This is a genomic window from Burkholderia singularis (genome assembly GCF_900176645.1).
In the GTDB taxonomy this organism is placed as follows: domain Bacteria; phylum Pseudomonadota; class Gammaproteobacteria; order Burkholderiales; family Burkholderiaceae; genus Burkholderia; species Burkholderia singularis.
In genome coordinates this window covers 1-2,744 of sequence record NZ_FXAN01000002.1, presented here as the reverse complement: position 1 = coordinate 2,744, position 2,744 = coordinate 1, and the positions used below count along the sequence as shown (strand labels likewise).

Sequence of the window (2,744 nt, the reverse complement as noted above, 5' to 3'; positions counted from 1 at the left end):
CGCGCTCGTTTCGTCTTGTTCATCTTCTTGACTCTCCTTGCTTGAGTTTAAACGCTCAGCAAGGGATTCGTTTTTCGGGGGCAAGCTCAGATCGTTCATCGAGGAAACCGCCCGATACAGCGGTATCAAGCGCATGCGTGAGCTGTACTTCGGCAAACGGTACTATCGCTTGGTCAACGAGTGGTTGGAGCGCTACGCTGACATCTACCACTACACGGCACGCGTAGAGGTGTTCTACGACGTTTGTAAGGAACTGGGCTTGATCGACGATCGGCATCCTTTTGCTTTCGATAAGCCGGGTGACGTCGTACGAGCTGATGGCATGCGATGCATGGATCTGTTCGACCTGCTGATCGAGAAGATCCGTGAGCGTTGTCACTCACGTGAGTTCAAGGAGCGTGAACGACTGAGAGAAGCAAACGCTGAGAAGAACAGGACAAACGTACTGGCATTGGAAGAAGCGATGTTCTCGGCAGAAACCGGTAGATCGCGTTGGTTGGTGCTGTCGTTGACGCTGCGCTACAAGCCTCAGTTTCGCCGTTGGATTACGCCAGAAGTGATCCAGCAGCATCGTGATCGCTTCTTCGCCGCTCGTCGGTTTAATACTCTGATGTCAGGCATCAAGAACTACGTGTGGGCGATCGAGCAAGGAGAGGGTACGGGCTTGCATTTGCATGTCATCCTGTTCTATTCAGCAGAGCACAACCATGACGAGCATATCGCCAAGCAGATCGGTGAGTATTGGGCCAACGTGGTCACGGAGGGGAAGGGCGACTACTGGAACAGCAACAGGGCTCAGTTGAAGAAGAGTTACGAGAAGCGTGGTCACGGGGTTGGTATCGGTCAGATCAACTGGAACGACACCAAGAAGCGAGAAGCGTTGCGCAAGAACCTCGTGTACCTCGCCAAATCGGAGCAATACCTGATGATCAAGGGCGCTGATCGTATTCGTACGTTCGGCATGGGCCAGGTGCCGACGAAAGCGTCTTCAGGTCGTCCTCGTGCTGACTTGGGATCGATCACGCTCGCGTCGCAAGAGATGACCGATGCGAACGCAACTAAGGTCGATAACGATCACGATTGAATTGACGGACCGATGGAGGCTTTGCGCGGTACGTAGCTAGGCAGGTCTATGTGACGTCGTGGTCGTCAGCGAGTTGTAATCAGCTCCTGGCGACCATTTAGTTATACTAGTTTTAGTTTGAGTGTGTCAGTCCGCTGTACCTCGGCAAAGGGGTAAAGTAGATCACTCTCGCTCGGATGCGCGATTGTCTGAAGCGATCGCTTCGATTGTTGTCACTACGGTGGACAGCATGTCTTCGTGGTAGCGCTTCAGATGACCGTGGATGTTCTGGTTGCGCAGCAAGCGAGCGATGAACCCCTTCGCAACGACGAGCGATAACATGGTGTCGCCGATGGTGTCTTCCACTGCCATGCTGTCTTGTTGCAGGCGTTCCATCTCGGCCTCCATGCGCGAAATGTCCTCGGGCGAAATTTCTTCCCGCTTCTTTGGCTTGGCCTTGTCGGTGAGGGCATCGGCGCGTGTGGTTACGAGAATCATTTCCGCGTAGGGCTTCGTGAATTTGTTCGCGGCAATCATCATCTCGGCGGCTTCGATCTGGCGAAACGGCTTCATCTTGCGTAGCACCCCGAATACGGCAGGGATCACCTGTCGATCCTTCAGGAGCCGGGCTGCCTCAGGTGCAATGCCGTCGAGCAGGTGAGCTTTCTCGCGAACACGCTTCACGTCGATGTCGAGTACTTGGGCAATACGCTCTTCCGAGGCACCTTTGGCAAGCGCGGCACGGATCATGCGATGTTCCTGAACCGATGCGATGCGGGTGATCTGACGGTTGAACGTGAATCCCTCATCGTCGAGCGAAACCATGCAGCGGGCCTTTCCTTGTCCGAGCTGCTTCAGCGCTTCGAGCCGCAGGCGGCCGTCGAGCAGATCGTAATGGCCTTCCCCTTTCTGTGACGGATGAACGGCCAGTGGCTCGATCACACCCAGTTCACGGATTGAACTGACGATTGTCCGAAACTTCGGTGTTTCCAGCACCTTCGCCCGGATGGGCACCAGCGGGTGAATATGGTCGAGCGGTACCTCAATTATGGTCGGCTCGAACCCATGTCTGATTGCGCTCATGGCAGCATCTCCGTCGGAATGCGTCGTGCAATAACTTCTGGAATATCGCTGATCTGTTCGGCGCGCAGTAGGGTGCGGAAGTGTTCGTCGGACAGGAAGTGCCGCATAGCGGACGTAATGAGCAGTAGGCGTTCTTCGTGGATACGCGCCTTCTGGATATTGAGTCTCTGGCGCCGTACTTCCGTCTTATAGATGCGCAATAGCTTCTGCGGTGTGGGCTTGTCATCTCGGCCGGAACTGGGTTTCGAGTAGTATGCTTTCCCGAGTGCCTCGCGCTTGCTAATCAGTTTGCGTACGCGCAGAAGTTGTTCACCCTTGAGCGTGCCTTGTTCGTAGGCCTCGAGCAGCGCTTTCTGCACGTCTTCGCTCGATGCCCGTGAGATTTCGACGGCGAGCCAGATTGGGACAACACGTTTCTCGACCGCACGTACAAGACGCTGTTCGCCATTGTTGAGCAGGTGCAGGATGCTACTGATGTAGTCGGCGTCGAGGTTAATTTTTCGGGCAATTGTCAGCGTCGGATAGATACTCCCCACTTTCGTCGAAGTAATTTTCCCCAGTTTTTTATCTGACGGTGCCGCGGTAGCGGCGCCGTCCT

General features: G+C 54.9%; 3 protein-coding genes. 1 reads left to right on the top strand and 2 read right to left on the bottom strand.

Translation table 11 applies throughout. The features are described from left to right. The first annotated feature begins 133 nt into the window (after positions 1 to 133). On the top strand, positions 134 to 1,084 hold the full coding sequence (locus BSIN_RS00045) for a YagK/YfjJ domain-containing protein (protein ID WP_256583455.1): 951 nt from the start codon (positions 134 to 136) through the stop codon (positions 1,082 to 1,084). 162 nt (positions 1,085 to 1,246) lie between these two features. Here the strand turns inward: BSIN_RS00045 and BSIN_RS00040 are convergent, their stop codons facing one another. Together BSIN_RS00040 and BSIN_RS00035 are read right to left on the bottom strand one after the other, a co-directional pair. Further along, positions 1,247 to 2,146 carry a ParB/RepB/Spo0J family partition protein gene (locus BSIN_RS00040; RefSeq protein ID WP_089339120.1) on the bottom strand — a complete coding sequence of 300 codons (900 nt, stop codon included), beginning with the start codon at positions 2,144 to 2,146 and terminating at the stop codon, positions 1,247 to 1,249. Then, positions 2,143 to 2,744, bottom strand: a 602-nt coding sequence (locus BSIN_RS00035) for a plasmid partitioning protein RepB C-terminal domain-containing protein (protein ID WP_305883043.1), incomplete at its 5' end; no start/stop codon positions are given. The genes BSIN_RS00040 and BSIN_RS00035, both read right to left, overlap by 4 nt.